Raw genomic sequence first — 3,175 nt, 5'->3', positions numbered from 1 at the left:
TCCCCCCGGAGCCCCCCGCCATGGGTCTGCTTTCGAAGATCGGCCTGCCGAAGCCCAGCCTGCCCAAGATCGAGCTGCCGAAGCCGCCGATTCCCAACCCCCTCGACATCGCGAAGAAGGGCGTGGACGTCGCGAAGAAGGGCGTGGACCTGGCGCAGGACGGGTTCGACGTCGCGAAGCAGGGCGTGAAGACCGCCGTCGACCTCACGGGCAAGGGCATCCAGGCGCAGGTGGACCTGCTCCAGGCGGGCGCCGACGTGGCGAAGTCCGCCGTCAAGGCGGGCGGCCGGTTCGCGCTGGGCGCGGCCGAGGTGGTCATCGACGCGCAGAAGAAGACCCTCGAGCTGGCCACCGACGTGGCGGCGGACGCGGGCAAGACCGCGTTCGACGCGGTGAAGTTCGCGGCGAAGGAAGGGCTGGAGCTCGGCAACAAGCTGCAGAACAAGGTGCACGACGCCGCGCTCGACGGCATCGACAAGGCCACGGGCCTGGACGGGAAGATCAAGGACCTGGGCCCCGGTGACAGCCTGAAGGTCAGCGGCAAGGTGGGCCTGGCGCTGGAGCTGGACGTCGAGCTGAAGGGCGAGGTCGGCATCAAGCGCGAGAAGGACGGCAGCTACGTCGTCTCCGCGGAGGCCGGCGCGGGCGTGGGCCTGGGTGCCGGGGCCTCGGCGCACGTCACCGCGGGTGGCAAGGTGGAGTACAAGTTCAAGAACGCCGAGGACGCGAAGAAGGGCGCGCTCATCCTCGCCGGCGCGGGGGCCACCGCGGCCCAGCCGCTGCTCGGCGCCGCGCTCGCGCCGCGTCCGGACGAGGTGGCGTTCCTGCAGAAGAACCTCCACTCGGTGGAGATCAAGGGCGGCGTCGACGCGGGCGTGGACGCGTCCTTCGGCGGCGAGGTGGGCGCGGGCGGCTCGGTGGGCGCGGGCGCCAGCGTCGCGGGCTCGTCCAGCTACAAGCTGGAGTTCGAGAACGGCAAGCCCAAGTCCCTGGTGCGCACCACCGAGCTCGAGGTGACGGGCAAGGCCCAGGCGAGCATCGAGCTGTTCGGCAAGCTCGGGAAGCAGTCGGGGACGGATGCCAACGGCAACCCCGTGCACGACTCGCTGCAGGCGTTCACCGGCATCAACGGCGAGGTGAAGGGCAAGCTCGCCGTGGAGACGAAGATTCCGCTCGACGAGGCGAAGGTGGGTGACTGGGCCGCGTTCGTGGCCAGCCCCACCACCGCCGCCTTCGCGGGCCCCGCGGAGACCACCATCAAGGGCGAGCTCTCCGGCGACGCGGGCGACTACGGCGTGAAGGGCGACTTCGAGCTGAGCGGGCTGAGCGGCAAGGAAGTCCAGACGGTGGCGGGCCGCCTCCTGCGCGGCGACTTCGGCAACGCCATCGACGGCATCTCCGTGAAGACGAAGGGCAGCTGGGGCACGTTCAAGGACAAGGAGCTGGGCGTCGGCGTGGATGCCAAGACGGGCGGCGCCGGTGTCGAGGTGTCCGTCAGCGCCCAGAAGCGCGACTACACCGAGCGCGGCTCCTTCGGGGACAAGGCCGCGGCCTGAGCCGAGAGCATCTCCGGCAGTGAGCATGGGAGTCGCGCCGGTTCGCACCGGCCGGCTCCCATGTGTGTTTCAGGGCCTCAGCTTCCGGGCGAGCCTCGCGCCCCTGTCCCGGGTGCGCCGGACCCGCTTGGAGCGCCACGGCAGCCACTCGCCGGGGGACAGGATCCGCCCGCTGAGAGAGCAATCCCGCTCCTTGGCGTGCCAGAACTCGGGCGACGTGGAGGCGGGCTCCATGTCGAGCACGCTCGCCTTGCACTCCCGGCACATCGCCCGCCCCGTATGATCCTTCATCGCCATCGCGCCCTCCCGGGAATTCGGTGCCATGATTCCTGACGTCCGCACCGCGCCGCCAGCTGACGCGGGATGCGTGAGCCGGGGCGACCGACGGAATCACGAGGCGAGGCTGACAGCGCCCGGGCACGCCCCTCCGCGGCAGCCAGGCTCCGCGCCGCGGTCACCAGGCTCCAGCAGGTCCGAGGGTGCTAGGCTGGGTGAAGGCAGCTGGGCTCAGGGAGCGAGGATGTCTTCGCGAGTAGAGAACATCGACGAACGCATTTCCGAGCTCTGCGCTCTCGGAGACGAGCTCGCGGCGAAGGAGGACTTCGAAGGCGCGCTGAAGCTGTTCCAGCAAGCGCTCGAGCTGATTCCAGCGCCCGCGGACAGTCACCCCGCCGCGCTCTGGGTGTGCACGGCCATCGGCGACATGTACTTTCACCTGGGACGCCATCGGGAGGGGCGAGACGCGCTGCGGAGCGCCGTCCGGCTACCTGATGGGCTGGGGAATCCCTTCGTCCACTTGCGCCTGGGGCAGTGTGAGTTCGAGCTGGGCAGCAGGGAGCGTGCCGCCGATGAACTCGCGCGCGCCTATATGGGCGGCGGGGACGAGATCTTCGAAGAGGATGATGAGAAGTACCTCCGGTTCGTGAAGTCCCTTTTGCTCCCGCCTCAAGACGCGTGATGGAAGGGGCAAAGGCCCCCTTCATCAGCCACCGAGGCTCAGAACGTGTACTTCACCTTCGGGAAGATGGCGAAGGCGGTGATGTTGGGGCCGATGACGTAGCGGCCCAGCACGTCCGCGCCCACGGAGAAGTGGTCCATGCCCGTGGCGTACTCGATGCCGAAGCCCAGGCCCGCGTTGGGCGCGCTGACGGCGCGGCCCGGATCACCCTCGTCGGGGTCCACCGGCGCCGGGTCCAACCGCGTGTAGCCCGCCACCACCTTCGGCGTCAGGTACAACCGGTCCATCACCTTCACGTGGTACGCCGCCGTGAGGTTCAGGAACGACATGGTGAAGTTGTCGGACAGCGCGCACGTCTCCGTGCCCGGCAGGTACCCCGCGAAGCAGTTCTGCGCCGACGAGCCGAGGCCGAAGTGCGCCCCCAGCGAGATCTGCTCCGTCAGGTCGTACCCCACCCCGAGCTGCAGGTACGTCTGCGCGTTCGAATAGACGTTCTCACCACCCAGGGTGAAGAACACGCCGATGTCCGTCTCGGTGAAGAAGCCGCGGCGCGGCTGGAACTCCACTCCCTCCGGCGGCGTGGCCGCCAGGGCCGGAGACGACAGCAGCGCGAGCGCGGCGATCAGCTTGGACTTCTTCACGGGTCCTCCCGACACATGCG

Annotated in this window: 4 protein-coding genes; 2 read left to right on the top strand and 2 right to left on the bottom strand. The window is 69.3% G+C overall.

Going from position 1 to position 3,175, the window contains the following annotated elements; genetic code table 11:
• Positions 1-1,556, top strand: a 1,556-nt coding sequence (locus HG543_RS52710) for a hypothetical protein (protein WP_211194789.1), incomplete at its 5' end; no start/stop codon positions are given.
• A gap of 69 nt (positions 1,557-1,625) precedes the next feature.
• Here the strand turns inward: HG543_RS52710 and HG543_RS52705 are convergent.
• Positions 1,626-1,853 carry a hypothetical protein gene (locus HG543_RS52705; RefSeq protein ID WP_169352532.1) on the bottom strand — a complete coding sequence of 76 codons (228 nt, stop codon included), beginning with the start codon at positions 1,851-1,853 and terminating at the stop codon, positions 1,626-1,628.
• A 223-nt stretch (positions 1,854-2,076) separates the two neighbouring features.
• On the opposite strand from HG543_RS52705, the gene HG543_RS52700 reads away from it, so the two are divergent.
• Complete coding sequence (locus HG543_RS52700; RefSeq protein WP_169352531.1) at positions 2,077-2,514, top strand: tetratricopeptide repeat protein; 438 nt, start codon at positions 2,077-2,079, stop codon at positions 2,512-2,514.
• 38 nt (positions 2,515-2,552) lie between these two features.
• Here HG543_RS52700 and cglE read toward each other — a convergent pair whose 3' ends face one another.
• On the bottom strand, positions 2,553-3,155 hold the full coding sequence (gene cglE / locus HG543_RS52695) for an adventurous gliding motility protein CglE (protein ID WP_169352530.1): 603 nt from the start codon (positions 3,153-3,155) through the stop codon (positions 2,553-2,555).
• Positions 3,156-3,175: the final 20 nt, after the last annotated feature.

It is taken from the genome of Pyxidicoccus fallax (assembly GCF_012933655.1).
In the GTDB taxonomy this organism is placed as follows: Bacteria; Myxococcota; Myxococcia; order Myxococcales; family Myxococcaceae; genus Myxococcus; species Myxococcus fallax.
Note: the sequence above shows the minus strand (reverse complement) of the source record. Positions and strands in the feature narration are given on the sequence as shown.